This is a genomic window from Streptococcus oralis (genome assembly GCF_003943415.1).
Lineage (GTDB): Bacteria > Bacillota > Bacilli > Lactobacillales > Streptococcaceae > Streptococcus > Streptococcus oralis_BJ.
The window spans coordinates 50,082-76,290 of sequence record NZ_RJPK01000002.1; the positions used below are offsets into that span (position 1 = coordinate 50,082).

Consider the following 26,209-nt stretch of genomic DNA (forward strand, 5'->3'; position numbering starts at 1 on the left):
ATGTTTAATAATTTTTAATCAAATCTACTGTTGAACGATCCAATTTTTTCACTAGGGCTTGCAAGAAAGCTTGAGCTTCTAGGAAGTCATCCATCGCGTAGAGGGTTTGGTGAGAATGGATATAACGAGCGCAGACACCGATAGTTGTAGATGGGACACCACCATTTTTCAGATGAGCTGCTCCAGCGTCCGTTCCGCCTTTTCCACAGTAGTATTGGTACTTGATACCAGCTTCTTCAGCCGTTGTCAAAAGGAAATCCTTCATTCCTGGGAGAAGCAAATGACCTGGATCGTAGAAACGAATCAAGGTTCCATCCCCGATCTTGCCTTGACCACCATAAACGTCACCTGCTGGTGAACAATCAACTGCCAGAAAGATTTCTGGGTCAAACTTAGTTGTGGAAGTATGAGCCCCACGAAGCCCAACTTCTTCTTGGACATTGGAACCAAGATAGAGTTCATTTCCGAGTTTTTGACCTGACAAGGCTTCAGCTAACTCGCTCACCATGAGAACACCGTAGCGGTTGTCCCAAGCTTTGGAGATGATATTTTTTTCATTGGCTGTAAGAATTGCGCTACTATCAGGGACAATCGTGTCACCAGGACGGATTCCAAAGCTTTCTGCTTCAGCCTTATCCGCAAAACCACCATCAAAAATGATATCCGAAATAGCTGGCATAGTTGGTCCACCTGTTCCACGTGTCAAATGTGGAGGAACAGAACCTGAGATCACGGGAATTTCACGACCATCACGAGTAAAGAGTTTAAAGCGTTGGCTGCTAACCACCATAGGGTTCCAGCCACCGATTTCAACGACACGGAAGGTACCATCCGCTTTGATCTCACTGACCATAAAACCAACTTCATCCATGTGAGAAGCGACTAAGACGCGTGGTGCATCCGCAGCTTCCGAATGCTTGATACCGAAAATGCCACCTAAACCATCTGTCACCACTTCATCCACATGCGGTGTCAACTTTTCACGAAGATAAGTACGGACAGGTGCTTCATGACCTGAGATAGCAGCAAGTTCTGTTACTTCTTTGATTTTTGAAAATAATGTTGTCATATCAGTTCCTTCTTTCTGTCCTCCATTTTACCACTTTTTATAGGAGAAGGATAGTGGAAATCTTAATCTTCCAACTTCCTTTCTAGAGTAAACAAAAAGAATCAGGCTGATTCTTTTTGTTTATGATTTCGTTTGAGAGAAAAGTGGTCTGGGACAGGATCTTTACCTGTTTTCGACCAGGGGTGGCAACGTAAAATCCGAGCCAAGCCCATCAAAACACCCTTGAAGCCATGTTTTTCAATAGCCTGAATCATGTAGTTTGAACAAGTCGGCTCAAAGCGACAAGAGGGGGGAAAGGCTGGCGAGATAAAACGTTGGTAAAAGCGCACAGGCGCTATTAAAATTCGTTTCATTATTTCTTGGTTACAGCCATGGTGTGTAGTTGGCTGATTTCTTTTTTATTGAGGCGACGAGCTTCACCTGGACGAAGCCCCGTCAAGTCTAGATGTCCAAAACGTGTCCGAGACAACTTATCCACTTGGAGGCCGACAGCTTCAAACATTTTTTTAACCTGATGGTTGCGCCCTTCATGGATGGTCAACTGCACTACTGAGCGATTTTTGACTGGATCCACTTTGAGAATCTCATAGACAGCTGGCTTGGTTTTCTTACCATCAATCTCCACTCCACGAGTCAAGGGGCGAAGATTTTCCTTATTTGCCACACCCTTAACACGCGCGACGTAAACCTTGTCAATCTCATTACGGGGGTGAATCATCTCGTCTGTAAAGTCCCCATCATTGGTCAAAATCAAGACACCTGATGTATCCCAGTCCAAACGTCCAACTGGGTAAATGCGTTCCTTGACATTGGGCAAGAGGTCCACAACAGTCTTGCGGCCCTTGTCATCTGTCACACTGGAAATCACTCCACGTGGTTTGTTAAGCAGATAGTAGACCTTTTCTTCGTTGTAGATAGGTTGTCCTTCAACTTCAACCTTGTCGCCAGCCTTGATGGTCGTTGCTAGTTCACGCACCACTTGGCCGTTGACCGTCACCAAGCCTTGCTTGATCAGCTCTTCTGCTTTTCTCCTACTGGCCACACCTGCGTGGGCAATATATTTATTGATTCTCATCTTCTTCTATCCTTTCACCAAATAATTGGCTTTCTTGGGCTTGAATCTCAAGCTCATCAATCACTGGCAATTCTTCCAAATGATTTATTCCCATGTAATCTAGGAAATAATCCGTAGTCACATAGAGATTGGGACGTCCCAACACTTCTTTTTTCCCGTCTTCTCGTATCAAATCAAAGACCTGCAACTTTGCCAAAGCACCACTCGAATTGACCCCACGGATAGCATCAATTTCTATCCGCGTAATCGGTTGCTTGTAGGCAATGATAGACAAGGTCTCAAGGGCAGCCCGAGATAAACTCTGGTTAATGGGGGCCTTGGAGTATTCCTTCAAAATCGCTGCAAATTGAGGCTTGGTCACCAATCTGTATGCGCCCCCTGTCTCAATCAGGGACAAACTCGAATCCTGGTCTTTTTCATACTTTTGGGCTAATTTTTCTAAACTCTGCTGAATGCCTGTCGGAGGAAGCGATAGGAGTTCAGCCAACTGACGAACCCGAATCCCATCTTCACCTGCTACAAACAAGAGCGCTTCTATTTCTGCTAAAGTACTCATCTTTCCTCTCTATCAAGTCAAACCTTGCTCCGCTTGACTTTTTTCCTTCTTTTCCATGAGATAGATATCTCCGAAACTCTCCTCTTGTACGAGGATCAGTTCCTGGGTTTTGATTAACTCTAGGGTTGCCAAAAAGAGGGTAATGACCTCTTGGACATTCTGGGCTTCCTTGAACAAATCCTGCAAACGCAACTGGTCTCGTCCAGTCAAGGACTCTTTTACAATGCCCATCATATCCTCAATCTTATACTCATCCCGCAAGATGGTCGTGTGGTTCTGAGCGAACTCCTCTTTTTTCTTGGCTAGGATATTTGAAAAAGCCAAAAAGAGGTCAATGGTCGTCTTGTCATGCACGAGCTCCGCATCTTCGTAGATCAACTCAGTCGGCGCTTTAGAATAGTACTGGGCCCGATCTTGGTGCTTGGCCTCCAAGTGCTCACCCAAGAGCTTGAACTTGCGGTATTCTTCGATTTGAGAGAGGAGATCCTGCTCCAGGTCATCCTCCAAATCAGCCACTTCTGCCACCTTTGGAAGAAGCTTGCGACTCTTGATCAGCATGAGCTGACTGGCCATGACCATGTACTCACCCGTCACTTCCAGACGCATAGCCTGCAGAGTTGAGACATAGGCTAGATACTGTTCGATGACTTCCGTAATGGGCACATCGTAGATATCCATCTGGTACTTAGAAACCAAGTGCAAGAGCAGGTCCAGGGGCCCTTCAAAATCTTTTAATTTAATATCCATTATCTATATTTTTCTAAGGTCAGAACTGTTTTTAATCCTAATTTTTTTGCAATTTCGTACAAATCGACCTTCTTTTCTATTTGTCTTAGAATAAACTGTTCCCGTAAGGCTTGAGCGGATAAGGTTGGGAAACCTTTCTCCTTGACAAAGGACTCTAGCTGACGAAAGGCCCACTGACGAGAATAGGCTTTCCCTCCCCTTTCAAAGAGATAAATCTGTCCCATCAAGGGTTTTAGCTCTGGAATCAAGGGCGTAGGAATGGTGACAATCCTCTGTTGGGAAGCCTTGTTAATTCGCAACACCTGAAAATCAAGATTGATATCCGCAACCTTGAGAGCCAAAATCTCGCTCGGCAAGAGCCCTATTTCTAGGATTAAGAGCGCTAGCAAGCGTCCTTCTGGATAATTACTTTCCCGCCAAAAAGAGTCTAGGTCTAGAATCTCTGGTTTTTCAGTCTTCCTTTCAGCTTGTTTGGCTAATTCCAGACGGTAAAAACTGTCCACTTCTCCTTTTCGATAGAGAAAGTAGAGAAATTGGTTACAGGCCGAAAGTTTCCGCTTTTGGGCGCTGATTTTTAGATTGGCTAGCTGGGCTTGGTAAATCTTGAGACTAGTTTCAGAGATCCGCTCACCTACAATGTCTAAAAACTGCTCCAGATCATACTTATAGGACTGCTTGGAATTGGCAGACAAACCCTGCTTTCCCTCTAAAAAGTCTGAAATCCTATCTCTCATTTGCATCGAATCTCATAATCCTTATTAAAATCATGCAAGAGAGCATTGACGGCCTTGAGGATGGACTTGCGCGTGATGATTCCTTGAAAAATTCCTTCATCATCTACCACGGGCAAGAAGGGTTCATCTACCAGTTTATGGAGAACCTCTGTGATGTTATAGTCTGGAGCGACGACTGCCACATCTGTCTTGGTCATATTGACGATATCTGTCGTTGCCATCTGTTCATCCGTCAAACCTTGCTCCATTTGATAAGCCAAAATATCTCTCAGACCAATGGTTCCGACAAAGCGTTTGTCAAAGGTCACAACAGGGATACGGGTATAAGTGATTTGGCTCAACACCAAAATTGCATGGTCGGCATTGTGGGTATCAATCAAAGCTGCTAGATTCTCAGCAGGGGTAAGAAAAGTCTCTTCCTGCTCCAGTAAAAATAGTTCAAATTCCTTGGCAATCATCGAGCAAACTCCTTGGACAAGCCTGGATAAATCTCATGATCACGTGTCAAAAAGTCTACTTTGAAATAGCTGTCATCAATCTCCACACGGGCATAGAGACATTCTCTGATAGCCCCTCGTGGTTGGCTGATGGAGCCTGGATTGAGAAAGAGTGTCTTTCCTTCCATCCAAGCATTTGGCACATGCAAGTGACCATAGAGACAGATATCGGCATCTTCTTCCTGAGCCCAGTAGTCCAACTTTTGAAAGTTGAAATTGATATCAAACAAGTGTCCATGCGTCTGGATGATCTTGGTTGGACCAAGTTGAGTTACCAAACGTTCTGGATAGCCAGCATAAAAGTCCATGTTGCCTTTGACGACATGGATACCCTCCCAGAGCGGAGAATCTGGACGAAGTTCAGAGTCACCATCGTGAAAAATGGCATCAACTTTACCCAGATAGCGGTCACGGATTTCTTCCACAATCAAGCTATCGCCATGGGAATCACTCATTACAATGATGGTTTGCTTTGCCATGATGGAAATACCTCCAAAAGTTTCTTAACAGCTAAGGCGCGGTGAGATTGGCTATTTTTTTCTTCAAGGGTTAGCTCTGCTGAGGATTTACCTGTCTCTCCTACCAGGAAGAGAGGGTCATAGCCAAAGCCATTTTCGCCCTTGGGTTCAAAGTTAATGTATCCTGGCCAGTCAGCTTCAACAACCAAGCTTTCTTTGTTTGGACTGGCTACAACTAAGGTTGTGTGGAATTGAGCTGAACGGTCCTTGAGATCAAAGACCATGGCCAATTCGTGCAAGAGCTTGGCATTATTTTCACGATCAGTCGCTCCCACTCCTGCGAAACGGGCTGACCAGACTCCTGGCAAGCCGCCGAGGACATCGACTTTGAGACCAGAATCATCTGCCAAAACCACCTTGCCTGTTAATTGGGAAATGGTTTCTGCTTTAAGGCGAGCATTTTCTTCAAAAGTCATGCCTGTTTCTGCTACTTCAGGCAGGTCAGGATAGTCATTGAGATTTTCGACATCATAGCCTAGCTTGTCAAAGATAGCTCGGAATTCCTTGGTCTTGCCCTCGTTACGAGTCGCAATCAACAAGGTTTCTCTAACCTTGTTAGTTTCAAAGAAGGCTTGAACATTGACCCCTTCTTTAGGCAATTCTACATGCAGGAGTTGCCCATTTTCAACCAAGAGTAGGGCTCCCTGACGTTGGATGACTTCTAGATTGCGACCTGCTTCGGCATTTAAAATCTCAACGATAAAGGAGAGCAGACAGAAGTTAGAAGACCAGCGCATCACCGTTATCGTAATCGGAAAGCCATTTTCTTCGTCACGAAAAATCCGCGCCAAATCCATAAAATCAAGATCAAGCGGATCTTTGATGAGACTGTAGATGCCTCCATAGACGTCCCAGACACCGACATACCAGTCCTGGTCGTCCTTGTATTCATAAATTTTGTTTGTCATAACGTTACATGCTCCACATGAATTTCTTTTTCCAGCCATTCTGCTCCAATTTGGGCAAAACTCTGGCTACTGGCTGTTGTGTAAAAACGATGTTGAAGAGGCCACGCATCTCGGCTACGATTGATTTCAAAATAGTTGAGCAAGACCGAGATATCCCGTACACACTCTGCCCCACTATCGATGAGCTGAACCTTAGGTCCCATGACATTTTGGATGATGGGGCGAAGGAGTGGGTAATGGGTACACCCCAAAATCAGGCTATCCACCTTTCCAACCAAGGGGCGCAGGGTTTCATAGACCACTTTCTTGGTTACACTGGTTGACAGGGCACCTGACTCCACCAAGGGAGCAAACTTAGGACAGGCCAAACTTTCCACTTGTAAGTCTGGATCCAAATCATGGATTTTCTGACGATAGATATCTGATTGTACCGTCATAGGGGTTCCAATCACACCGATTTTTCCGCCTTGACTGGACTTGATAGCTGCCGAAGCTCCTGGCAAAATCACACCTAGGACGGGAATATCTAGTTTCGCCTTGATTTCTTCCCAGACGACCGCAGTCGCAGTATTACAAGCAATGACAATCATCTTGACATCCTTGGTCAAGAGAAAGTTGACCAACTGCCAAGTATATTCACGGATTTGCTCAGCAGGACGGGGACCATAGGGCGCCCGCGCCGAATCTCCAATATAGACGATTTCTTCATGGGGAAGCTGGCGCATGAGCTCACGAACAACGGTCAAGCCCCCGACACCCGAATCCAAAAAACCAATTGGTCGATTATCCATATAGTCTTCTTTCTAGTCTTTTTTCTGATTGATAGTTCATCATGATTACTTGTCCTAAATGAACGGACAGACAGCTTGATAGAATGGCAACTGCCTCTCTCTTAATCATAATCAAATATCAATAGAATGCAAGGAAAAAGTCTTATCCTTGAGAACTATTGAACATAGTGAGAAGTCTGGAATTTTCATCCCAGACTTTTCCTATTTATTTTTATTTCTTTTTATTGTTAGCAAGAGCTGCTTTTTGTTGGCGGATAATTTGGTGGTAAACTTGTTGTACCTTGGCTTCGCTTGGTTTTTGACCATTTGCGCTCAAGAGAGCACGAACTGCCTCAGCATTCAAACGTGGGTTGTCAGCAAATTCTTTTTCAATTTGCTTACGAACCAAGTACATCCCTCCAAGAGCTCCTCCTAGAAAAGCTAGCACAATCAAGATAATTGCTAAAAGTAAATCCATTCTTTTTCTCCTGTTTCTTTTTGAGTCTTCTATATTATACCATAAAGTGACTTTCCTGACTAGTTTGTTTTACGCTTTCAAGAAGGGGTTAAGCCAATTCTAAGCTAGTCTTAAAATCAGATTGAACTATGAAATTACGAATAATTCCACCCTTTCCTCTCTTTCTTCTACTTTTTTAAGAAAAAGCAATCTCAAATATGTTTTTCACCAAAAACCTCTTGACAAATGCTAAACGACCATTAGAATGGGAGGTGAGGAGATAAATAGAAACAAATTAAAAGGAACTGCTTTATAAAATGTAAGCGGTTTCGGATAAACAACGGAGGTTTTTATGAAAAAACACTTTTGGGAGAAATCCTGTCGCTATAGCATTCGCAAACTGACGGTTGGGACTGCTTCTGTTTTACTGGGGGCTGTTTTTCTAGTCAACCACACTGTCTCCGCAGACAGTGTTGAGGTCAAGCAAACTGAACCAACCTCTGTCGAAGCTATTACTAAGCCTGATAGTGAACCCAAAGCAGTTGAAGCTACTGAAACTACAAATCCGTCTCTAACCGAGAGTCCAGTAGTTTCCGAAAGCAAGCTAGCCGAAGAGACTCAGACAACAAATAGTCAAGCTAGTGAAGAAGCCATTGTAGAAGCTAAAGAAAATAAGGAACCTGAAAAAGCAGATCAACCGGTGACAAAGCAAGAAAACTATCAACTCAACTACGATCAGCCAACAGCTCCCTCCTATGATGGATGGGAAAAACAAGCCCTCCCTGTCGGAAATGGAGAGATGGGAGCCAAGGTTTTCGGTCTGATTGGGGAAGAGAGAATCCAGTACAACGAAAAGACCCTCTGGTCTGGAGGACCACAACCCGATAGCACCGACTATAACGGAGGAAACTACAAGGACCGCTACAAGGTCTTAGCAGAGATACGTAAAGCCCTTGAAGCTGGTGACCGCCAAAAAGCAAAACAGCTAGCTGAACAAAATCTAGTTGGACCAAACAACGCCCAGTATGGACGTTACCTAGCCTTTGGTGATATCTTCATGGTCTTCAATAACCAGAAAAAAGGGCTGGATACAGTAACAGATTATCATCGTGGTTTGGATATCACAGAAGCCACAACTACAACTTCTTACACCCAAGATGGGACCACCTTCAAACGCGAAACTTTCTCCAGCTATCCTGATGATGTCACTGTGACCCACTTGACCAAAAAAGGAAACAAGACACTTGACTTTACCCTTTGGAACAGTTTGACAGAAGACTTGCTTGCTAATGGCAACTACTCTTGGGAATATTCCAACTATAAGAACGGACATGTTACTACAGATGAAAATGGAATCCTTCTAAAAGGAACTGTCAAAGATAACGGCCTCAAATTTGCATCCTATTTAGGAATTAAAACGGATGGAAAAGTCACTGTTCAGAATGAGACTCTAACCGTCACAGGTGCAAGCTATGCAACCCTCTATCTCAGCGCCAAGACAAACTTTGCTCAAAATCCTAAAACCAACTATCGAAAAGACATCGACCTCGAAAATACGGTTAAAGGGATTGTAAAAGCAGCTAAGGCCAAGGACTACGAGACACTTAAAAAGGACCATATCAAGGATTATCAAAGTCTCTTTAATCGCGTTAAACTAAATCTAGGTGGAAGCAAGACTGCTCAAACGACAAAAGAGGCCCTTCAAAGCTATAACCCTAGCAAAGGGCAAAAACTGGAAGAACTATTCTTCCAATATGGTCGTTATCTACTGATTAGTTCGTCTCGTGATAAGACGGATGCCCTTCCTGCCAACCTACAAGGAGTCTGGAATGCCGTAGACAATCCACCTTGGAACGCTGACTACCACCTCAATGTCAATTTGCAAATGAACTATTGGCCAGCCTACATGAGCAACCTTGCTGAAACTGCCAAGCCAATGATTAATTACATTGACGATATGCGCTATTATGGTCGTATCGCTGCCAAAGAATACGCTGGTATCGAATCCAAAGACGGACAAGAAAATGGTTGGCTGGTTCACACTCAAGCAACACCATTTGGCTGGACAACTCCTGGTTGGAATTACTATTGGGGTTGGTCGCCAGCAGCTAATGCCTGGATGATGCAGAACGTCTATGACTACTATAAATTCACCAAGGATGAAACTTATCTCAAAGAAAAGATTTATCCTATGCTCAAGGAAACCGCTAAGTTCTGGAACTCCTTCTTGCACTATGACCAGGCCAGTGATCGTTGGGTGTCTTCTCCATCCTACTCACCAGAACACGGGACCATCACCATCGGAAATACCTTTGACCAGTCGCTAGTCTGGCAGCTATTCCACGACTACATGGAAGTCGCTAACCATCTGAAAGTCGACCAAGACTTAGTCACAGAGGTCAAGGCTAAATTTGACAAACTAAAACCACTTCATATCAACAATGAGGGCCGCATCAAGGAATGGTACGAAGAAGACAGCCCACAATTCACCAACGAAGGCATTGAAAACAACCACCGCCACGTTTCCCATCTAGTTGGTCTCTTCCCAGGTACGCTCTTTAGCAAGGACCAGGCTGAATACCTAGAGGCTGCGCGTGCTACCCTCAACCACCGTGGAGATGGTGGGACTGGTTGGTCTAAGGCTAATAAAATCAACCTCTGGGCTCGTTTGCTGGACGGTAACCGCGCCCATCGTTTACTCGCCGAACAGCTCAAGTATTCAACCCTAGAAAACCTTTGGGATACCCACGCACCATTCCAAATCGATGGAAACTTTGGAGCAACCAGTGGGATGGCAGAAATGCTCCTCCAATCTCATACTGGCTATATTGCTCCATTGCCAGCCCTTCCAGATGCTTGGAAAGACGGTCAAGTTTCTGGTTTGATTGCCCGAGGAAACTTTGAAGTCAGCATGAAGTGGAAAGATAAGAACTTGCAAAGCTTGTCCTTCCTGTCAAATGTCGGTGGAGACCTGGTTGTAGACTATCCAAATATCGAAGCCAGTCAGATCAAGGTCAATGGCAAACCAGTCAAGGCAACGACTCTTAAAAACAATCGCATCCAACTAGCAACGCAAAAAGGTGACGTCATTACCTTTGAACACTTCCCTGGTCGTGTAACCAGTCTGACAGCAGTTCGACAAAATGGAGTCACTGCCGAACTCACCTTCAATCAGGTAGAAGGCGCTACCCACTATGTCATCCAAAGACAAGTAAAAGATGAATCTGACCAAACCTCTGCAACTAGAGAATTTGTAACCAATCAAACCCACTTTATTGACCGATCGCTGGATCCTCAACTCGCCTACACCTATACCGTCAAGGCGATGCTGGGCGAACTTTCCACACAAGTGTCTGAACAAGCAACTGTAGAAACACCTAGTGAATTGATGGATGACCGAGATGGCCGTATCCAGTACGGAGCTGCCTTTGGAAACTGGGCAGACTCAGAATTATTTGGAGGAACAGAGAAATTTGCTGACCTTTCAAAAGGGGACTACACAGACGAAGACATCACTGCCACCATTCCTTTCACTGGCGTTGGTATCGAAATCTATGGACTAAAATCGTCTGAACTAGGTCTTGCTACTGCTAAAATTGATGGCAAAGAAGTCGGTGAGCTTGATTTTCATACTGCTGGGGCAACTGAAAAAGGAAGTCTCATCGGCCGCTTCACAGGATTATCAGACGGACCTCATACATTGACTCTTAGCGTTAAACGTGAGCACAAAGGACGTGGTAGTGAACGCTCGAAAATTTCATTAGATTACTTCAAGATCCTAGCAGGAACAGGCAACACGATTGAAAAGATGGATGATCGCGACCCTCGCGTCCAGTACGGTTCCCAGTTTAAGGACTGGTCTGACCCTGAACTCTACGGAGGTACGGAAAAATACGCTGACATCAACAACAGCGACTCTAGTGCAGCTTCAGAAGCTCAGGCAACCATTTCCTTTACAGGGACGGGCATTCGTATCTATGGTTTGAAGAGCCTTGCCCTTGGACGAGCACGTGTTACACTAGATGGCAAAGAAATGCCAAGCCTAGATTTCTATACTTCAGGTGCAACTGAAAAGAGAGCCTTTATTGGCGAATTTACAAATCTTACTGACGGTCCGCACACCCTGACATTACAAGTTGACCCAGATTCGCCAGAAGGCCGCAAGAAAATTTCTCTAGACTCCTTTGATATTATCAAAGCCCCTGCTGTTGGTATAGATAGTCCAAGTATCGCTCCTCTCAAGGAAAACGACAAAGAAATTTCCTTAAGCCTACCATCTGGAGACTGGGAAGCCATCGCTGTAACCTTCCCAGGTGTCAAAGATCCTCTGGTATTGCGCAAAGTGGACGAAACGCATCTGGTTACAAGTGGGGATCAGACCGTGCTATCAATCCAAGACAAGCAAGTTCAAATCCCAATCCCTGAGGCTACTGATCGACAAACTGGAAAAGCGATTGAAGCTTATGCCATTCAAGGAACTACCACAAGTAGTCCTGTCGTAGCCGTCTTTACTAAAAAAGATGAGAAGAAGGTTGATGAGAAGCAGCCAACTACAAGCAAGGGGGACGAACCAGCTCCTACTGTTGAAATTCCGGAATATACTGATCCTATCGGAACTGCAGGACAAGAAGAGCCACCTACAGTTGAAAAGCCTGAATATACTGATCCTATCGAAACTGCGGGAGAACAAGAAGCTCCTACTGTTGAAATTCCTGAATACACCGAGCCTATCGGAACTGCGGGTCAAGAAGTGCCACCTACAGTTGAAAAGCCTGAATATACTGATTCTATCGGAACTTCGGGAGAACAAGAAGCTCCTACTGTTGAAATTCCTGAATATACTAAACCTATCGGAACTAGTGGGAATCAGACTGCTCCAACCCTTAGCCTTCCTGATTATCCAGTTCAAGTCTTAAAAGATAAGGAAACTGGAGTGGAAATCATTGGTGGAGTCACTGACTTAGAAGGAATTTCTCACGTTTCCAGCCGACGTGTCTTAGCTCAAGAACTCTTTGGCAAGACCTATGATGCTTACGACCTACAACTTAAAAATCCAACCGATCATAGCTTGCAGCCAAAAGGCTCTGTCTTGGTTCGCTTGCCTATTTCAGCTAACGTAGAAAAGGTCTACTATATTACTCCGACCAAGGAGTTGCAAGCCCTTGATTTCGACGTTCGAGAAGGAAAGGCAGAATTCATCACTAGTCATTTCAGTACCTATGCTGTCGTCTATCAAGCTGCTGGAACAACCTCTAACACAGAGGAAAAACCAAGTGGTTCAGATGTAGAAACCATAGCACACGAGGCTGAACAACTTTCAGCTAGTCCGATCCCTGCGAAAACTGGAAATCATTCTCCTAAAGCACAACTTCCAGCGACAGGAGAAGCGTCCAACCCACTCCTCTTCTTAGCAGGACTCAGCCTAGCCCTTACAGCCACTTTTATGTTAAAAGGGAGAAAGGATGACTCCAACTAACCTTTAAGCACAAAAACAGGATGAAGATCACCTTCATCCTGTTTTATTTTGTCATCAAAAGTTAGTTTTACAGTAGGTATAAAAAGGCTAAGGTCAAGAGACTTGCTAGAAGCCCAACTCCCCAAAAGAAGAAGTCAACCTTCCACTCGCTCCAAGGATTGCCCTTGCCTGAGAATCCTCCAAGCTCAAAATGGTGGTGGACAGGTGTCATACGGAAAATACGCTTTCCACCACTAAGTTTGAAGTAAGTAACTTGCATCATAACAGAGCTTGTCTCAAAGACATAGATAATCCCAATCAGCAAGAGGGTCCATTCTTGGTGGAGAGCCATAGAGATTGCTGCCAACATCCCACCTAGAGCCAAACTTCCCACATCTCCCATAAAGACCTTGGCAGGCTTGTGGTTAAAGACGAAGAAGCCTAGCAAGCCACCAATCATAGCAAGAATCACAAGAAGGATATCCAGTTGATTTTGCATATAAGCAATCACACCGTAGGCCGATAAGCTAATCACCACTGAAATACTTGCTAGGCCGTCGATCCCGTCCGTCAGGTTCACCGCATTTGAAAAGCCAACTAACCAGAAAAGGGCAAAGAAGATATAGAAAATACCCAGATGAACTTGGTAGCCAAAAACTGAAAGCATGTCACCACCACGCTCATAAAAGAGGTAGAAAATCACTCCTCCAAGCAGCTGGAGAGCAAGTTTTTGCTTAGGATTCAACCCTTCGTTGATTTTACGAAAGACCTTGAGAAAATCATCCAAAAAGCCTACCAAACCATACAAAACCAAGATAAACAAAATCATGCCGACATTGTTGGTCAATTGTTGGGTAAAGAGAGCAACCAGAAAACTCACCACTACTGCAACGATAAGGAAGACAAGACCTCCCATGGTTGGAGTCCCAGCTTTAGCTTGGTGTTGTTTGACATCCTCGTGCATCTGCTGACCCGTAATCTGTGCTTTTCGATAAAATCGGATAAAAGCTGGAATACCTATCAAGGTCAATAGAAAGGCTAGAACTCCAGCACTAATGGAACTAATCATCTTAATCTCCTAAAGTTATTTTCATTTTTTTAATGTCTTTGAGGGCTGTATTGGCACGGACACTTTGTTTTTTGACCGTTTTGCCACTACCTTCCCACTCGACTTCTATATTCAGCCATTTGGCAAATGTTTGCACATTTTCATCTGTCCAGCCATACATATCAGGCATTTCTTCGACCTTATCAGACAAAATCAAGATCTGCTGATTGGCTTCCAAATTATCTCCTTCAGAAACCGAGAGTTCCTTGATCTTGGTTCCTGTTCCGATAACGATTGGTTGGACAAGGTTGCGACGCAATTCTTCTGCTAGGTCACCCGGCGTAAAGTCCTTGGTAGCTGGCATAGCATAGCTTGTCGTCTTGCTGACCTGATCCAAGCTCTTGGCAGTTGACTGAAGATTGAGGGATTCTTTCATAGCAGAAGCTCGCTCAAGGATTGGGTTGGCAAACTCTCCCAGCTGAACACCCGAATAATGCTCTGGCTGTTGCACCGTTACATAGAGGATAAAGTCAGGATTTTCTGCAGGATGCATCGACACAACAGAGAAGATATAGTTGGTTTCACCTGTCAGGTAACCCCCATTTTTCTCATCGGCAATCTGAGCAGTCCCTGATTTCAGGGCGACATTCTGACCTGGAACATTGACAGTTGCTTTTCCTGTGTTATGGTTGTACATGGTACCATAGACAGGATCTGTTCCGACCATGACCATGTGCTCCCGAGTAGAGGACGCAGCCGCTTTTGACACAGGGTTTCCGACGATTTCCTTTTGAGACTTACGGACAGACTGGTCATTTGGATCATAGAGGGCACTGATAAATTTCGGCTCCAACATAATCCCATCGTTGGCAATAGCTGTAAAAGCACGAAGCATCTGGGTCTGGGTAACAGAAATCCCTTGTCCAAATGAACTCATGGCAATATTGACAATGTTATCCGCAGGTAATTGACCTGTGTACTCATCTGCCAGACCAAAACGGGTCGGCACCCCAAACTTAAAGCGGTTAAGATAGTCCAGCCATGTCGCATCGCCCATCTTTTGCTCAAGCAAGGTCATCCCGATGTTACTTGAGTGGGCAAAACCTTGAGAGAAGGTCATGGTGCCACCACTAGTCAAACCTTCATTAACGTCCCAGTCTCGAATAGTCGCATCTGCTATTTTCAATTCACTACTGTTAAAGTATTCGCCACCGGGGAAGGTGTTGTTATCAATAGCCGAGGCCAACATCATCACCTTCATGGTCGATCCTGGCTCATAGTTACTTTGATAAAAGATATCACGCCAGACAAAGTCTTTTGTAATGCCATCCTTGGTATCGGCATTGAAGGTTGGCCGTTGGGTCGTAGCCAGGATTTCCCCTGTCTTAGCGCTGACCAAGGTAGCCGTCATATACTTGCCTTTTACCTTTTCCTGAAAGGCATCCATCTGTGTTTCCATAAAGGATTGCAAGGGACTAGAAAGGGTTGTGTACACATCCTTTCCATCTACTGTTTGTTGGGAAGCTTGATCTGTACCTGGAACAATATTTCCCAGACGATCCTTCTCATAGGTGATGATCCCATCTGTACCCGCTAGAATGCTATTTAAAGAACTCTCCAATCCAGATGTCCCAATCAAACGTTTGGTGCCATCCTCATTTTCATGGAGTTGCGCTAAACCGATAAAGGAAGAAGCAAACTGGCCATTGGGATAACTGCGGTTGGGGCTCGTCGTAAAGTCAACTCCCTCAACACCAGCAGTTTTGAGGTCATTTTTAATAGCCATCATATTGGCATAGGTAATCCCATTTCCCTTAGTACCAAAGGATACCTGTTTTAGATCTGGCTGAGAAAGTTGTTCTTTGACATAGGACTCCTCCATATCCAGATACTTATGGAAAATTTCAGCTACCTTATTAAATTGAGAATCCTCTACATAGAGAATTTTTCCTGTTGCTGACTTGTAGGTCTTGTCAATAACGGCATAGATATTATAAGAAGTCGCATCTTCTGCAATAGGTGTTCCATTACGATCATAGATAGTTCCCCGTTTTGCAGGAATCGTCTTGGTTGTTTGGTGAACCTTTTTAGCCTCTTGGACCAAGTCCTTGCCAAATTTGCTACCCGTTCCGATAATGACCGCAAAGTTGACCAAAAAGACAGCGAAGAGTATGACAGCCAATAAACTCAGGCTTTTTCCTACTCTTCTGCGGTTTTCTTCTGGAGATTTACGATTACGAACGGCATAACGGATGATTTTTTCTTTCCACTGTTTCATTTCTTACTCCGCTGCTCGGATATTTTCGTTATTCAGCTGCAAATCCTTGGAGTTTGCAATTTCTTTCAAACGTTCTGAACGAATCAATTCATTGACCTCTTGCTTGGCATCGTCGAGCTCTGTTTTCTTTTCTTCGATTTGAGCATTGACCTTGGTCAACTCACTCTGAACTTGTAATAGCTTGGTCTGCATAAACACAACGCTAATTGCTAGGATAATCATTGTTGCAGCAATCGAAACATAGAAGGCCTTTTCCACACGTGAAAAACCTTTAAACTTCGTTTGCAATAACTGGCTTGTTTTTTCGATTCTTTCTGCCATGTTTTTCCTCTTACTTGTGAATTTTTCTGGCCACACGCAACTTGGCTGAATGCGAACGATTGTTGGCTTCTAGCTCTTCGGCACTTGGCAAGATTGGCTTACGGGATACCAATTCCATCTTGGGCTTAAGGTCATCTGGAATGAAGGGCAAGCCTTTGGGAACTTCCACTGTTGAAGCTTCTTTAAATAGTTGCTTGGTCAAGCGGTCTTCCAGCGAATGGAAGGTAATGACCGAGATTCTCCCATCCAAAGCCAGCATATCCATGGCCTGTTGGATGGATTCATCTGCCGCACCCAGCTCATCATTGACTTCGATTCGGATAGCCTGGAAAATCTGCTTGGCAGGGTGCCCCTTTTTCTTGAGTTCCTTGGCAGGCTTGGCCGACTTGATAATCTCTGCCAACTCCGTCGTTGTCTCAATTGGTTTCACCTCACGCGCTTGCTCAATCTTACGGGCAATCTGTTTAGAAAACTTATCCTCACCATACTTGAAAAAGATCCGAACTAAGTCATGATAGTCATAATGATTGACCACCTCATAGGCTGTCAGACCAGCTTCCTGATTCATCCGCATATCCAGTGGCGCATCCTTTTTATAAGAAAAGCCACGCTCACGCTGATCCAGCTGAGGACTGGACACTCCCAAATCATAACAAATTCCATCAATTTCCTGGACACCAGCCTCCTGCAAACGTGCCTGCAAATGACGGAAATTATCCTTGATAAAGGTCACCATCCCCTTTTCGATATAGGGTGCCAAACGTTTTTGCGCATTGTCAATGGCATTCTGGTCCTGGTCAAAAGCATAGAGATGCCCTTTTTCGCTCAATTTACTTAATAAATATTCGCTATGGCCTGCTCCACCCAAAGTCGCATCAACGTAGATACCGTCAGGTTTCACGTCAAGCATATCAATCGTTTCATGAAGCAAGACCGTTACATGATGAAATTCTTTTGTCATATCTTATCTATTTTACCACAAATCTGACCAGCTTGCACTTGTCAGACAAGGCTAAGTTTCTTCGAAAAAAATTCTCAAAAATATGTCATATATACTTGACACCTCACCTCCAAAAGAATATAATATAGTCAAATATATGCGACATATCAGAAAGGAGACCCTATGAATCGTGTCAAAGAATTCCGCAAGGAACTAGGTATTTCCCAGCTTGAGCTCGCCAAAGATATCGGTGTCTCGAGACAGACCATCAACATGATTGAAAATGACAAGTACAATCCAACCCTGGAACTCTGTCTCAATATCGCCCGCAGCCTCCAAACTGACCTCAATAGTCTCTTTTGGGAGGATAATTTTTAAAAAAGGAGCAAACTCATGAAAAAAGAAACTCTCACTGAAAAACTCATTAAACGCATATACGGTATTTCTGGTCCCCTTGACGAACACAAACGGCGCGAGGCCGATCGTATCGGAAATCAGGTCTTTATTGTCCTCTTTTATCTGATGACATTTGGCAATCTCATTCCCTTTGTCCTTGCTTATAAATACCCGCAAATTGTCGCTATCGGCTATCCTCTTGTGGTATTCGTCATTTCGATGATTTCTGCTCTCTATGTGGTCTCCCAAACCAAGAAAACAGGCATCACAGCCATTGACCCCGAAATGCTAAGCCCTAAAGAAAGCAAACAGCTACATTTTCCTGGTCTAAAAGCCGGTCTAATCTATGGGCTAGGTATGTTCTTTGGAATACCATTTCTTAATACTCTCACAGATGATAGCAAGAATTATCTTAGTTCTCTTTTAAATACAGAGAATTTTGTTCAAACTATTCTAGCTGCCTTTTTCTTCGGATTAATAGTACAAACTGCCATCTCCCATCGCATTGCAAAAGCCAAGAAAGACCAAGAAGACGACTAGGAGGTGCCTTATGAAATCACTAGCTAGACTACTGATCAGTCATGTTTTTATCAGTATCTTTATTACCTTTTTCCTACTTTCTGGACATATTGAGCATCCTTTCTTGATTATCTTTCTTTTATTCCTTCCTGTATTGAACAAGGGACAGAGATTCCAGAAAATCCAATCAAAAAAAATACGTCTTCTAAACGCATCTCTCTGTTTTATCCTCGTATCCTTTCCACAACTTTTAACAAATCCTATGGATTGGAGATACCTGGTATTTCTAATAATCTGTATCATTTTTAGTTTGGTTTACTTCTATACTCTCTATCAACTCTTTAAAGAAGTCAATCAAAAATCGCTCATTTAGGAGATTACTCCCATGAAAAAAGAAGATTTCACCACTCGCTTACTCAAACTATTCTTTCACATACAAGGCCCCTTTGATGAATGTCGCCAAGAGATAATCTACAGGGCAGGTGCCCGTGCCTTGATCCAAATTGTATATTCCTCTCTCCTACTCTTCTTGTTCTATCTCCTATTTGGACGCTTCATAGAGTTGGTTCGAGATGCCATGCCCTACCTCTATTTTGGACTTATCTTCATCCTCTCATCTAGGGCGAGACTAGCAATTCACGACTTACATTTAGACAAGGATGACCAGTCCGAAATCCATCACAAAAGCTACAGCAAAAGTCAAATCAAAGTTCGTAGTTGGGGTGTATTCCTCAGCATTCCAATTGGCTTATTTGTCTTATCAGCCTTTCACAAACTCTTTGTTCAGCATCTTCCCCTCGATACCTTTTGGGATAATCTCTTCCAGTTCGATAAAACGCTCCCTTTACTAGTCTTAGGTTTGGGAATTGGAGCCATCTTTGGAACCATGACCTATGCCTTTTTATCGGAACACGAGATGAAACACTCTGAATCAGGAATGCATAAGGAGAATATAGAAAAATGACCAGTATATATGATTTTTCCGTTTTAAACCAAAGCAACCAAGCGACTCCCCTAGAGAGCTATCGTGGTAAAATTCTCTTGATTGTCAACACTGCTACTGGATGTGGTTTAACGCCCCAGTACCAGGGACTCCAAGACCTCTATGAACGCTATCAAGATCAGGGCTTTGAAATCCTAGATTTCCCTTGCAATCAGTTTATGGGACAAGCACCCGGCAGCGCAGAGGAAATCAATAACTTCTGCAGCCTACACTATCAGACCACTTTCCCTCGCTTTGCCAAGATCAAGGTCAACGGCAAGGAAGCAGATCCTCTTTATGTTTGGCTAAAAGACCAGAAATCTGGCCCGCTAGGAAAACGAATCGAATGGAATTTTGCTAAGTTTCTCATTGGCCGAGATGGGCAAGTTCTTGAGCGCTTCTCTTCCAAAACAGACCCCCAAACCATCCAAGAGTCTCTCCAAAAGATACTCTAATTTCTTTTTAAAACGTGTCCTTTCATTTAGTTTGAGCCCTGAAAGGATGCGTTTTTTCTTTAAAAAGTAACTGATTTTCTTTAATTTATATTTATTTTTTTGTTTTTTGCTATTGCAATTCTTTCATTAATTTAGTATATTTGTTATATTAAAAGTTTTCAGTCATTTTAAAGGAGAAATGACCTTTTAAATTTTTTATCTTAAAATGAAAGCGCTTTATAAGCAGGAGGTAAGGTGGCTTACAAATTATCAGAGAGTTTTTTCATTAAATCAAGTTGTAACCAAGTCAGACTTGGGCTCGGGCAGTAGCTGACTGCCTTTCTAAAAACTAGGAGTATATTATGAATCGATACCTTTTTGAAAAAGGGCAAACGTTTAGCATTCGGAAACTGACCGTTGGAGTTGCCTCGGTCATGGTTGGACTAGCATTTTTTGCTTCTGGATCCGTGCGTGCAGACGAAACGTCTCCTGCCACGACATCCAATTTAGATCAGCAAATTAAACAAGTCGCAGATATAGAAGAAGGCAAGGCTGAACCAGCTAAAAAAGAAGGCCGTGTAGAAGCTGAAAAACAAGAAACGCCTGCTGCCGATACCAACAGTGCTGACTTGCTCCCTGAAGAAATTCCGGATCGTGCCTATCCAGACACACCTGTCAAAGAACTCGATACAAAAACTATCGTTGACCAGAAAGCTAGTCCAAAAGTAGAAACTAAGAGCATTCTAAAGGACAAGGAAGAAGCTCCAAAAGAAGCTGAGAACGGAAACCGTGCCATCATTAATGGCGGTTTAGACCTCAAACACATCAACTACGAGGGACAACCCGCAACTGCTGCCACTATGGTCTACAGCATTTATAATGGTGGAGCTCAACGATACATCGTTTCTGGTTCTGGTATTTTTGTTTCGCCTAACGTTTTCTTGACAGTTGCTCATAACTTTTTAGATAAAGAAGGCCATGTTCGCGGCGGAGATTCTGCGCGCTTCTATTACAATCTAGGATCCAACGCTCCTGTTAAGAATTCTCAGCCAAATTCAGGAAATACCACACTCTTCCAAGAGAAAGATATCCACTTCTGGAACAAAGAAGAGTTTAGCAAGGGATATCAGAATGACTTGGCTGCAGTTGTAGCGCCTGTCCCTGTACAAATTGCAAGCCCAAATAAAGCAGCAACTTTTGTACCACTCGCTGAGCATAAGACTTACAAAGCAGGGGATCCTGTCAGCACGATTGGTTATCCAACTGACTCAAGCTCAAAAGAACTCAAACAGCCTATCGTAGCTGGACAACTCTATAAAGCTGACGGCAAGGTAAAATCCGTTGATCCTTATGATGACAAAGGAGCTACTGGCATCACTTACCAAACCACTTCTGTATCTGGTTTGTCTGGTGGTGGAATTATCAATGGTGATGGAAAAGTCATCGGCGTACACCAACACGGAACGGTTGACAACGGTGTTCCTGAGAAAGACCGCTTTGGTGGTGGACTTGTCCTCTCTCCTGAACAACTCAAATGGGTCAAAGATATTATTGACAAATATGGTGTCAAGGGCTGGTATCAAGGTGATAATGGCAAACGTTATTACTTTACACCCGAAGGTGAAATGCTTAGAAATAAGACAGCTGTCATCGGAGAAAATCAGTACTCCTTTGATGAGAGCGGTATCGCTACTTTAGTCAAGGGAATTGATTACGGACGTGTCGTTATCCAACACGTGGACGAAGCAGGCAATACAGTTAAAGAAAACGATACTTTCTTAGACAAAACAGAAGTGGGAACTGGCTTTGACTATGATTTCAAGAAAGCAATCACTCCAACCGAATTCTACAAGCAAAATCTAGAAAAATACCAGATTGTTTCCATTGATGGAGTTGAGATTCAGAAGCAACTAAAAGACGAGTGGAACCACAATGTCGTTAGCAAAACAGCTCCTGGAACCCGTGTTATCAAGGTGGTTTATAAAGTCAATAAAGGTTCTTTTAAAGTTTACTACCGTCAAAAAGGAACAAGTACTGAACTAGCTGAGGTGACAGTTGATAACAATGACGGTCAAGAGTACGACGTTTCCTTTGTCAACACCTTCCATGCAAGAGACATTGCTGGCTACCGTCCAGTCAAGGCTAGCTTGGAAGCAACTATCCAGCAAAAAGGGGTGAATGAAGTCGTCTTTGAATACGAGCCAATCGCTGATACAGCCAATCCAACAACTCCGGCTCCTCCAGTTGCTCATCCAGAAGATAAAGAAACTGAGATTGGCAATCATGGACCTCTTCCAAGCAAGGCCCAACTCGATTACCACAAGGAAGAATTGGCAGCCTTCATCCACTACGGAATGAACACTTATACTAATTCCGAGTGGGGAAATGGAAAAGAGGACCCTCGATACTTCAATCCAACTAACTTGGATACAGACCAATGGATTCGTACCCTGAAGGAAACTGGCTTCAAACGGACTATTATGGTGGTTAAACACCACGACGGTTTCGTTGCTTATCCTTCTAAGTATACGAATCATACCGTAGCTGCTAGCCCATGGAAAGATGGAAAGGGTGACCTTCTCGAAGAAGTTTCCAAGTCTGCTAGCAAGTATGACATGAATATGGGTGTTTACTTGTCACCATGGGATGCCAATCATCCAAAATACCATGTTGCAACCGAAAAAGAATACAACCAATACTATCTCAACCAACTAAAAGAAATCCTTGGAAATCCAAAATACGGAAATAAAGGGAAATTCATCGAGGTTTGGATGGACGGAGCGCGTGGTAGCGGTGCCCAAAAAGTAACCTATACCTTTGATGAATGGTTCAAATATATCAAAGAAGCTGAAGGAGATATTGCTATCTTCTCTGCTCAACCGACAAGCGTTCGCTGGATTGGAAATGAACGGGGTATCGCAGGGGACCCTGTATGGCATAAAGTCAAAAAGGCCAATATCACAGACGATGTGAAAAATGAATACCTCAACCACGGTGACCCAGATGGTGATATGTACTCTGTAGGGGAAGCTGACGTTTCGATCCGTTCTGGTTGGTTCTACCATGACAATCAACAGCCGAAATCACTCAAAGAGCTGATGGACATCTACTTCAAGTCTGTTGGTCGTGGAACCCCACTCCTTCTCAATATTCCACCAAATAAAGAAGGAAAATTCGCCGATGCGGATGTGGCTCGCTTGAAAGAGTTCAAGGCAACCCTAGACCAAATGTATGCGACTGACTTTGCCAAAGGTGCCACTGTAACAGCAAGTTCTACTCGTCAGAACCACCTCTACAAGGAAAGCCACCTCACAGACGGTAAAGATGACACCAGCTGGGCGCTCTCAAATGATGCCACAACTGGTAGCTTTACAGTCGATTTGGGCCAAAAGAGACGCTTTGACGTTGTCGAACTCAAAGAAGATATCGCTAAAGGTCAACGTATCTCTGGTTTCAAGATTGAAGTTGAAATCAACGGACGCTGGGTGACTTACGGGGAAGGTTCAACTGTTGGTTACCGTCGCTTGATCCAAGGTAAGCCTGTAGAGGCACAAAAAATCCGTGTGACCATCACAGGAGCACAAGCTACACCAATCTTGACCAACTTCTCTGTCTACAAAACGCCAAGTAGTATCGAAAAGACAGACGGCTACCCTCTTGGACTTGAATACCACTCAAATACAACAGCGGATACAGCCGGTACAACTTGGTACAATGAATCTGAAGGTGTTCGTGGCACTTCTATGTGGACCAATCAAAAAGATGCCAAAGTAAGCTATACCTTCACAGGAACCAAGGCCTATGTCGTCTCTACGGTCGATCCAGGTCATGGAGAAATGTCCGTCTACGTTGATGGTCAAAAGGTTGCGGATGTGCAAACTAAGAATGCTAGCCGTAAGCGCAGCCAAAAAGTCTTTGAGACAGGCGATTTAGCACCTGGCCAACATACTATTACCCTTGTAAACAAAACAGGCGAACCAATTGCTACAGAAGGGATCTACACCCTAAACAATGATAGCAAGGGAATGTTTGAACTCGAGTCTACTAACTACGAAGTCGAAAAAGGAAAACCAGTCACTGTTAAGATTAAACGTGTTGGTGGAAGCAAGGGAGCTGCTACTGTTCGCTTTATCACAGAACCTGGAACTGGGGTTCACGGTAAAGTTTACCAAGATACAACTCAAGATGTGACCTTTAAAGATGGAGAAACAGAAAAGACTGTGACCATCCCAACGATTGACTTTACAGAACAAGCCGACTCTGTCTTTGATTTCAAAGCCAAGCTCACTTCTGTCACTGATGGTGCCCTGCTCGGTTTCGCTACCGATGCAACCATCCAAGTGATGAAAGCTGAATTGCTGATCAAGGACCAAACAAGTTATGATGACCAAGCTAGTCAGTTGGATTACAGTTCTGGCTGGAACCATGAAACCAATTCGGCAGACAAGTACCAAAAAACGGAGTCTTGGGTTTCCTTTGGTCGCTTAACTGACGAACAAAAGAAAAAGACAACTGTAACAGCCTACTTCTACGGTACTGGACTTGACATCAAGGGATTTGTAGATCCGGGTCACGGTATCTACAAAGTCTTCCTAGATGGTAAAGAAGTTCCTTACCAAGATGGCATGGGAAATGCTTCGACTATTGATGGCAAGAAATACTTTAGCGGTCATGCAGCCCAACGTCAAGGCAATCAAACTCTGGTTAGCCTAAAAGGTCTGGACGAAAACTTGCACGCAGTCACCCTTCAACTAGATCCTGATCGAAACGATTTGTCTCGAAATATCGGTATCCAGGTGGATCAATTCATCACTCGTGGTGAAGGAAGCGAACTCTACAGCAAAGAAGAGCTTCTCCAATCCATCACTAAATGGAAGGACGATTTGGCTAACTTTGACCCAGCAGGCTTGAAAAATACGGCTACTGCACGCAAAGCTTTCCAAGCAAATCTAGACAAATTGAGAAATCAACTCAGCGCTGAAACTGTAGATGCTCAGGATGTTATGTTGACAGTAAGTACTTTGCAAGATATCCTAAGCAAGGACGAAAACTACCAAAAACCTGACGAAGAACCTAGTCCAGAACAGCCTGCTGAACCGAAACAGCCGGAAATCGAATACAATAAGGCCATGGCTAGCTTGACAGAAGCCATCGAGAAAAAAGTCGGTGAGCTTGGTTCTAACAATGAAGCTAAGAAGAAATTAATTGAACTTGCAAACCAAGCAATTGCTGCAATTCAAGAGGCCAAGACTCAAGAAGAAGTTAATAAAGCGCTAGAATCCGCTCTTGAACAAATTAGCAAGCTTGAAGCAGCTAAGCCTGAGAAGCCAGCTGAACCGGAAAAACCTGCTCAACCAGAAACTCCAGTTCAACCTGAACAACCTGCTCAACCTGAGAAACCGGCTGAACCTGAGAAACCGGCTGAGCCTGAGAAACCGGCTGAACCGGAAAAACCAGCTGAGCCTGAGAAACCGGCTGAGCCTGAGAAACCGGCTGAACCTGAGAAACCGGCTGAACCTGAAAAACCAGCTGAACCTGAAAAACCAGCTGAGCCTGAAAAACCAGCTGAACCTGAAAAACCAGCTGAACCTGAAAAACCGGCTGAACCTGAGAAACCGATGACTTCTTCAATTCCTGAGGAAGGGGTCAAGGAACTTATCTTTACACTTCCAAGTTTGGAAATTGTCACTAAGGCCGTGCCGTTCAAGGCTATTCGTCGCGAAAACCCACAATTAGACAAAGGAAAAGAGCAGGTTCTATCAGAAGGTAAAGACGGTCTCTTAGTCGAGTATGTTGAAGTAGACGGTGACAAGCGCAAGGTTGTCCAAACGGAAACAACCCCAGCTCAAGAGCGAGTGATTGAGGTGGGCACTAAACAAAGTTCAGTAGGAACAGAGGCGCCACCTGTTGTGACTCTTCCTGAGCACCCTCTACCAGCTCAACCAGAAAAACCAATCACTTCTTCATCTCCTGAGGAAGGAGTTAAGAACCTTGTCTTTACACTTCCGAGTTTGGAAATTGTCAATAAACCAGTGCCGTTCAAGACTATCCGTCGCGAAAATGCCCAATTAGACAAAGGAAAAGAGCAGGTTCTATCAGAAGGTAAGGACGGTCTCTTAGTCGAGTATGTTGAAGTAGACGGTGACAAGCGCAAGGTTGTCCAAACAGAAGCAACTCCAGCTCAAGAGCGAGTGATTGAGGTAGGTAGCAAACAAAGCTCAGTTGGTACAGAAGCGCCACCAGTTGTGACTCTTCCTGAGTATGTTCTACCAAGAGAGACTACTCCAGTCGTAACAGACAATTCACCAGCAAAAGATGAAAAAGTTCCTGTTACAACTACAGTTAAACAAGACAAGGAAAGACAACTCCCTGCAACTGGGGAACAAGAAGCAACTGCCTTCCTCTTCTTGGCAGCCATCACTTCTATCTTGTCTCTCCTCATCTTCCAAAAGAATTTCAAAGACTAATAACCCTCCTTGATTGATTCTTTCTAATTATTCAGTTC

General features: G+C 43.9%; 22 protein-coding genes. 7 read left to right on the forward strand and 15 right to left on the reverse strand.

Translation table 11 applies throughout. From position 1 onward, the window contains the following. Positions 1 to 4: 4 nt before the first annotated feature. The 11 genes from pepA to D8801_RS02925 form a co-directional block, all read right to left on the reverse strand. Positions 5 to 1,069, reverse strand: coding sequence for a glutamyl aminopeptidase (gene pepA / locus D8801_RS02875; protein ID WP_125847734.1), 1,065 nt, complete (start codon positions 1,067 to 1,069; stop codon positions 5 to 7). Between the two features lie 101 nt (positions 1,070 to 1,170). Continuing rightward, complete coding sequence (yidD, locus tag D8801_RS02880) at positions 1,171 to 1,422, reverse strand: membrane protein insertion efficiency factor YidD (protein WP_000821623.1); 252 nt, start codon at positions 1,420 to 1,422, stop codon at positions 1,171 to 1,173. Beyond that, a complete protein-coding gene (locus tag D8801_RS02885) occupies positions 1,422 to 2,144 on the reverse strand; it encodes a pseudouridine synthase (RefSeq protein ID WP_125847736.1) in 723 nt (240 codons plus the stop codon). The genes yidD and D8801_RS02885 overlap by 1 nt, the downstream gene beginning before the upstream one ends. Next, positions 2,131 to 2,700 carry an SMC-Scp complex subunit ScpB gene (scpB, locus tag D8801_RS02890; protein WP_044020248.1) on the reverse strand — a complete coding sequence of 190 codons (570 nt, stop codon included), beginning with the start codon at positions 2,698 to 2,700 and terminating at the stop codon, positions 2,131 to 2,133. Before scpB ends, D8801_RS02885 begins: the two co-directional genes overlap by 14 nt. A gap of 12 nt (positions 2,701 to 2,712) precedes the next feature. Next, entirely contained in the window at positions 2,713 to 3,447 is a 735-nt protein-coding gene (locus D8801_RS02895) for a segregation/condensation protein A (RefSeq protein WP_125847737.1), read from the reverse strand. Next, entirely contained in the window at positions 3,447 to 4,181 is a 735-nt protein-coding gene (xerD, locus tag D8801_RS02900; RefSeq protein ID WP_312023149.1) for a site-specific tyrosine recombinase XerD, read from the reverse strand. The genes D8801_RS02895 and xerD overlap by 1 nt, the downstream gene beginning before the upstream one ends. After that, positions 4,178 to 4,639 carry a cyclic-di-AMP-binding protein CbpB gene (cbpB, locus tag D8801_RS02905; RefSeq protein WP_125847741.1) on the reverse strand — a complete coding sequence of 154 codons (462 nt, stop codon included), beginning with the start codon at positions 4,637 to 4,639 and terminating at the stop codon, positions 4,178 to 4,180. The genes xerD and cbpB overlap by 4 nt, the downstream gene beginning before the upstream one ends. Then, positions 4,636 to 5,157 (reverse strand): metallophosphoesterase, encoded by a 522-nt coding sequence (locus D8801_RS02910; protein ID WP_125847743.1) that lies wholly within the window; start codon positions 5,155 to 5,157, stop codon positions 4,636 to 4,638. The genes cbpB and D8801_RS02910 overlap by 4 nt, the downstream gene beginning before the upstream one ends. After that, positions 5,133 to 6,143: a nucleoside-triphosphate diphosphatase gene (locus D8801_RS02915; RefSeq protein WP_398575009.1), complete on the reverse strand. Its 1,011-nt coding sequence runs from the start codon at positions 6,141 to 6,143 to the stop codon at positions 5,133 to 5,135. Before D8801_RS02915 ends, D8801_RS02910 begins: the two co-directional genes overlap by 25 nt. Beyond that, complete coding sequence (gene racE, locus D8801_RS02920) at positions 6,101 to 6,895, reverse strand: glutamate racemase (protein ID WP_125847747.1); 795 nt, start codon at positions 6,893 to 6,895, stop codon at positions 6,101 to 6,103. The genes D8801_RS02915 and racE overlap by 43 nt, the downstream gene beginning before the upstream one ends. Before the next feature lie 211 nt (positions 6,896 to 7,106). Next, the gene (locus D8801_RS02925) at positions 7,107 to 7,352 is read right to left on the reverse strand and encodes a YneF family protein (protein WP_000364980.1); all 246 of its coding nucleotides are present in this window, start codon (positions 7,350 to 7,352) and stop codon (positions 7,107 to 7,109) included. Positions 7,353 to 7,683: 331 nt separating this feature from the next. Here D8801_RS02925 and D8801_RS02930 point away from each other — a divergent pair, with 331 nt between their 5' ends. After that, positions 7,684 to 12,807, forward strand: a complete 5,124-nt coding sequence (locus D8801_RS02930; protein ID WP_125847749.1) for an SIALI-17 repeat-containing surface protein — start codon at positions 7,684 to 7,686, stop codon at positions 12,805 to 12,807. 67 nt (positions 12,808 to 12,874) lie between these two features. Here D8801_RS02930 and mraY read toward each other — a convergent pair whose 3' ends face one another. Genes mraY through rsmH form a run of 4 tightly spaced genes read right to left on the reverse strand, consistent with a single transcriptional unit; the run spans position 12,875 to position 17,394 of the window. After that, complete coding sequence (gene mraY, locus D8801_RS02935) at positions 12,875 to 13,855, reverse strand: phospho-N-acetylmuramoyl-pentapeptide-transferase (RefSeq protein ID WP_000625795.1); 981 nt, start codon at positions 13,853 to 13,855, stop codon at positions 12,875 to 12,877. 1 nt (position 13,856) lies between these two features. Then, positions 13,857 to 16,112, reverse strand: coding sequence for a penicillin-binding protein PBP2X (gene pbp2x, locus D8801_RS02940; protein WP_125847752.1), 2,256 nt, complete (start codon positions 16,110 to 16,112; stop codon positions 13,857 to 13,859). 3 nt (positions 16,113 to 16,115) lie between these two features. Next, positions 16,116 to 16,433 carry a cell division protein FtsL gene (ftsL, locus tag D8801_RS02945; RefSeq protein ID WP_125847754.1) on the reverse strand — a complete coding sequence of 106 codons (318 nt, stop codon included), beginning with the start codon at positions 16,431 to 16,433 and terminating at the stop codon, positions 16,116 to 16,118. A 10-nt stretch (positions 16,434 to 16,443) separates the two neighbouring features. Beyond that, positions 16,444 to 17,394 (reverse strand): 16S rRNA (cytosine(1402)-N(4))-methyltransferase RsmH, encoded by a 951-nt coding sequence (gene rsmH / locus D8801_RS02950; protein WP_125847756.1) that lies wholly within the window; start codon positions 17,392 to 17,394, stop codon positions 16,444 to 16,446. A 162-nt stretch (positions 17,395 to 17,556) separates the two neighbouring features. On the opposite strand from rsmH, the gene D8801_RS02955 reads away from it, so the two are divergent. From D8801_RS02955 to D8801_RS02980, 6 genes are all read left to right on the forward strand, one after another. After that, positions 17,557 to 17,751 carry a helix-turn-helix transcriptional regulator gene (locus D8801_RS02955; RefSeq protein ID WP_125847758.1) on the forward strand — a complete coding sequence of 65 codons (195 nt, stop codon included), beginning with the start codon at positions 17,557 to 17,559 and terminating at the stop codon, positions 17,749 to 17,751. Between the two features lie 15 nt (positions 17,752 to 17,766). After that, positions 17,767 to 18,309 (forward strand): DUF3278 domain-containing protein, encoded by a 543-nt coding sequence (locus tag D8801_RS02960; protein WP_125847760.1) that lies wholly within the window; start codon positions 17,767 to 17,769, stop codon positions 18,307 to 18,309. 10 nt (positions 18,310 to 18,319) lie between these two features. Continuing rightward, on the forward strand, positions 18,320 to 18,661 hold the full coding sequence (locus tag D8801_RS02965; RefSeq protein ID WP_084976023.1) for a hypothetical protein: 342 nt from the start codon (positions 18,320 to 18,322) through the stop codon (positions 18,659 to 18,661). Positions 18,662 to 18,673: 12 nt separating this feature from the next. Then, a complete protein-coding gene (locus D8801_RS02970; RefSeq protein ID WP_125847762.1) occupies positions 18,674 to 19,252 on the forward strand; it encodes a DUF3278 domain-containing protein in 579 nt (192 codons plus the stop codon). Next, entirely contained in the window at positions 19,249 to 19,725 is a 477-nt protein-coding gene (locus D8801_RS02975; protein ID WP_125847764.1) for a glutathione peroxidase, read from the forward strand. The genes D8801_RS02970 and D8801_RS02975 overlap by 4 nt, the downstream gene beginning before the upstream one ends. Positions 19,726 to 20,066: 341 nt before the next feature. Next, entirely contained in the window at positions 20,067 to 26,171 is a 6,105-nt protein-coding gene (locus D8801_RS02980; RefSeq protein WP_125847766.1) for an alpha-L-fucosidase, read from the forward strand. Positions 26,172 to 26,209 lie beyond the last annotated feature (38 nt).

Bases quoted from the DNA above. Each gene is read 5' to 3' on its own strand.
- D8801_RS02915 (WP_398575009.1), bottom strand. From the start codon at position 6,143: ATGGCTGGAAAAAGAAATTCATGTGGAGCATGTAACGTTATGACAAAC.
- D8801_RS02925 (WP_000364980.1), bottom strand. From the start codon at position 7,352: ATGGATTTACTTTTAGCAATTATCTTGATTGTGCTAGCTTTTCTAGGA.
- ftsL (WP_125847754.1), bottom strand. From the start codon at position 16,433: ATGGCAGAAAGAATCGAAAAAACAAGCCAGTTATTGCAAACGAAGTTT.
- mraY (WP_000625795.1), bottom strand. From the start codon at position 13,855: ATGATTAGTTCCATTAGTGCTGGAGTTCTAGCCTTTCTATTGACCTTG.
- D8801_RS02930 (WP_125847749.1), top strand. From the start codon at position 7,684: ATGAAAAAACACTTTTGGGAGAAATCCTGTCGCTATAGCATTCGCAAA.
- D8801_RS02975 (WP_125847764.1), top strand. From the start codon at position 19,249: ATGACCAGTATATATGATTTTTCCGTTTTAAACCAAAGCAACCAAGCG.
- D8801_RS02955 (WP_125847758.1), top strand. From the start codon at position 17,557: ATGAATCGTGTCAAAGAATTCCGCAAGGAACTAGGTATTTCCCAGCTT.
- scpB (WP_044020248.1), bottom strand. From the start codon at position 2,700: ATGAGTACTTTAGCAGAAATAGAAGCGCTCTTGTTTGTAGCAGGTGAA.
- rsmH (WP_125847756.1), bottom strand. From the start codon at position 17,394: ATGACAAAAGAATTTCATCATGTAACGGTCTTGCTTCATGAAACGATT.
- D8801_RS02980 (WP_125847766.1), top strand. From the start codon at position 20,067: ATGAATCGATACCTTTTTGAAAAAGGGCAAACGTTTAGCATTCGGAAA.
- pbp2x (WP_125847752.1), bottom strand. From the start codon at position 16,112: ATGAAACAGTGGAAAGAAAAAATCATCCGTTATGCCGTTCGTAATCGT.
- D8801_RS02895 (WP_125847737.1), bottom strand. From the start codon at position 3,447: ATGGATATTAAATTAAAAGATTTTGAAGGGCCCCTGGACCTGCTCTTG.
- D8801_RS02970 (WP_125847762.1), top strand. From the start codon at position 18,674: ATGAAAAAAGAAGATTTCACCACTCGCTTACTCAAACTATTCTTTCAC.
- pepA (WP_125847734.1), bottom strand. From the start codon at position 1,069: ATGACAACATTATTTTCAAAAATCAAAGAAGTAACAGAACTTGCTGCT.
- D8801_RS02960 (WP_125847760.1), top strand. From the start codon at position 17,767: ATGAAAAAAGAAACTCTCACTGAAAAACTCATTAAACGCATATACGGT.
- D8801_RS02885 (WP_125847736.1), bottom strand. From the start codon at position 2,144: ATGAGAATCAATAAATATATTGCCCACGCAGGTGTGGCCAGTAGGAGA.
- yidD (WP_000821623.1), bottom strand. From the start codon at position 1,422: ATGAAACGAATTTTAATAGCGCCTGTGCGCTTTTACCAACGTTTTATC.
- D8801_RS02965 (WP_084976023.1), top strand. From the start codon at position 18,320: ATGAAATCACTAGCTAGACTACTGATCAGTCATGTTTTTATCAGTATC.
- D8801_RS02910 (WP_125847743.1), bottom strand. From the start codon at position 5,157: ATGGCAAAGCAAACCATCATTGTAATGAGTGATTCCCATGGCGATAGC.
- cbpB (WP_125847741.1), bottom strand. From the start codon at position 4,639: ATGATTGCCAAGGAATTTGAACTATTTTTACTGGAGCAGGAAGAGACT.
- xerD (WP_312023149.1), bottom strand. From the start codon at position 4,181: ATGAGAGATAGGATTTCAGACTTTTTAGAGGGAAAGCAGGGTTTGTCT.
- racE (WP_125847747.1), bottom strand. From the start codon at position 6,895: ATGGATAATCGACCAATTGGTTTTTTGGATTCGGGTGTCGGGGGCTTG.